Source organism: Photobacterium lucens, assembly GCF_009873615.1.
GTDB lineage: Bacteria > Pseudomonadota > Gammaproteobacteria > Enterobacterales > Vibrionaceae > Photobacterium > Photobacterium lucens.
In genome coordinates this window covers 1-2,894 of sequence record NZ_SSMG01000226.1, presented here as the reverse complement: position 1 = coordinate 2,894, position 2,894 = coordinate 1, and the positions used below count along the sequence as shown (strand labels likewise).

Sequence of the window (2,894 nt, the reverse complement as noted above, 5' to 3'; positions counted from 1 at the left end):
TAACAATATAAAGCTTAATGCATGGATGATAACAGAATAAGTAGTTGGAAACTACAGTGTATTTCTGTTGGTTAGGTAATTGCACTATCTATATAGATATGTGGAGCGGAATATGACACAAATTAATAAAAAGGCATGGATTGCAAATGTTGCAGCTGGAGTATTATTCAGTAGCGTATCCATGAGTATTAGCGCAGCACCGACACACGGTAAAAATGTCATTGGCTATTTAACGCAATGGGAAGCATCAAAAGGTGTTGAAGCTGGTTATTCTACTCAAGGTGAGGCAACACACTTAAATGTCAATTTAGACATTTATTCTATTATTAACTTCTCATTCTTTGGGGTGGCGAATAATGGCTCGTTACACAGTGCTGATTTTCGTAACCCAACATTATATTTAGAAGGTGCTGAACAAGAGCCTGCATCATTATTGAATACTCAACAGAATAGCGGTTGGGACTTACCTATTTTATGGGGTGAGCTTGAATACTTGAATTATTTTCCATTTGATGAAGTTTCTGATGCGGAAAATATGGCAAAAGTAAAAGAACAAGGTTTTGTGAAATCAGGACATGGTTGGTTACACGAGCCTTCAGGTATTACCGGTAATTTACCTATTCCATTAAAAAAGGAAGGGGGAGCCCCCGGTTTAATTGATTTAGCACACCAAAATGGCGTTAAAGTCATGGCGTCGATTGGTGGTTGGAGCATGTCTAAACACTTTCCTGCAATGGCAGCAGATCCTGCAAAAAAAGCACGCTTTTTAGCTGATGTTGATCGTTTAATGGCACTGGGGGTCGATGGTATTGATATTAATTGGGAATACCCTGGTTTTGGTGGCTTAAACTTTAGTGGCAGTGTTGATGATTTCGATAACTTTGCTCAACTGATGGAAGATATTCGTGCTCGCATTGGCAGTGATAAATTACTTTCCGCGGCATTTTCTGCATCGACTGCAAAATTAGAAGGCTTTGATTGGAATCGATTAGATAAGTCGATGGACTTCTTTAATATGCTCACATTCAATCTTGATGGTGGCTGGTCTGATGTTGCTGGGCATAATGCGCCTTTATACCCATACCCTGAGCAAGAAAGTGAAGCGCTAAATTTAGAGTTATTGCGAAAATGGTTGGCTGAGCATGGTATTTCATCTGAAAAAGTTAATTTAGGTTTGGCTTTTTACGGCAGAGGGGTACAAACAACTGCGTCTAAAGCTTATATCGGTGCTCCAACAGCGAAAAGAAATATGACTTTTGCGATTGATGGACCAGCATATTCAGCTGCCGATGTGACTAATTGGCCGGCACATGATGGACAGCCTAATTATAATGAAATTGTAAAATCGACGGGATGGGAGCATCTGTGGGATGCTAATGCAGACATTCCCTATGCAGTAAAAGATCAATATATCTTAAGTTACGATAACCCTGAGTCGATCACAAAAAAAGCGGAATATGTTCTTAATCATGATCTGGGTGGTGTGATTATTTGGCAAGCAAATGGAGATATTCAGTGTGAAGGAACATTTATTAATTATGGTAATAGGCTAAAGAAATGTACTCAGTTACGCTCACCACTCGCTGAAGCTGTAGATCATGTTTTTAGTCACAGTGATAAAAATACACCGCCAGTTTTAACTACACCTAACATGTTAACGGTTGAATCAGGACAAACAGTCACGTTTTCAGTTTCAGCGACAGATATTGATAATAACGCTTTAACATTTACTGCTGTTAATGCCAATGTTACAAATCATAATAATGGCACCGCTACAGTGACTTACTCTGCACCACACACAACGGAAGCTATAAAGAGCAGCATTACTATCATTGTTTCTGATGGAGAGGCGAGCGTGTCTAAATCAACGCTAGTTGATGTACTGCCAGCCCCATTAGCTCCTGATGCGAATGAATGGAATGCCGATACTGTTTATAACGGTGGCGATAAAGTTGCTTATGACGGTAAGAAGTATATCGCTCAGTGGTGGACAAAAGGTGAGCGACCAGATATATCACCGGTTTGGGTTGAAGATAGCTCAACAGAATCGAGTACGGTTGCCAAATGGAAGCCCTCAGTTGCTTACAGTGGCGGTCATAGAGTTGAATATCGAGGTGATATATACCAAGCGAAGTGGTGGACGAAAGGCGACAAACCCGATCGTCCTGATTCGCCGTGGGAACTTGTAAAGTTGAAGTAAGACACCTTGTAAAAGTAGCCTATTGTGAATCGTCATCACAATAGGCTTTTTTTTCATCGATAATTTTATCCATGGTTATACTCATATAGATGTTGAGACTAATAATGGAGAAATAGAATGGAATTAACAAACAATAAAGGCGAAGTGGCGGTATTAGCTGATAATTTAACGCTGAAAGAAATTGCTGAAATGGGCTTCTCAATTGATTTGTGTGATAACGCTTTTGATGAAACAGAGCATTGGGTTGCAAAGTCTGAACAAAATGAATAATTATCGAAAAAATAAACGCCTCGTTATTAAATGAGGCGTTTTATTTTATGGGATTTAATAAATTACAATAATTAAGTCCCTATTCTAAACAGATAAAGATGCAATAAAAAAGTGAGAGGAGTACCGTTATAACAATGGGTATTGTTGAGTGAGTGAATAAATGAATATCGAAAATAAAGCATTATTAGATAAAGTCATGGCATTGGAAGGTAAAGACTTAACGCATTTAACGGAAGAAGAGAAAAAGGTATTTGATAGCTTTAAAGCGCATGAACATGAGTTTGGTATCCGCCTTGATGTTGTTACTGAAGCTCCCATTTCTGAGCTTGAGCAAGGAACATCGTCCTATTTGACAAATGAGTTAGTACAACGCTATCCGAAGCAGATTATAGTGATAAAAGAGTAAGATAATTGAAATATATAC

The 2,894-nt window shown here is 38.6% G+C and carries 3 protein-coding genes; all 3 read left to right on the top strand.

The features are described from left to right. The first annotated feature begins 112 nt into the window (after positions 1–112). The 3 genes from E5A76_RS10095 to E5A76_RS10090 all read left to right on the top strand — a co-directional run bounded on the left by E5A76_RS10095 (position 113) and on the right by E5A76_RS10090 (position 2,876). A complete protein-coding gene (locus E5A76_RS10095; protein WP_161118853.1) occupies positions 113–2,200 on the top strand; it encodes a glycosyl hydrolase family 18 protein in 2,088 nt (695 codons plus the stop codon). A gap of 117 nt (positions 2,201–2,317) precedes the next feature. Next, complete coding sequence (locus tag E5A76_RS20405; protein WP_164488058.1) at positions 2,318–2,470, top strand: hypothetical protein; 153 nt, start codon at positions 2,318–2,320, stop codon at positions 2,468–2,470. 160 nt (positions 2,471–2,630) lie between these two features. Next, a complete protein-coding gene (locus E5A76_RS10090) occupies positions 2,631–2,876 on the top strand; it encodes a hypothetical protein (RefSeq protein WP_107165949.1) in 246 nt (81 codons plus the stop codon). The last annotated feature ends 18 nt before the right edge of the window (positions 2,877–2,894 follow it).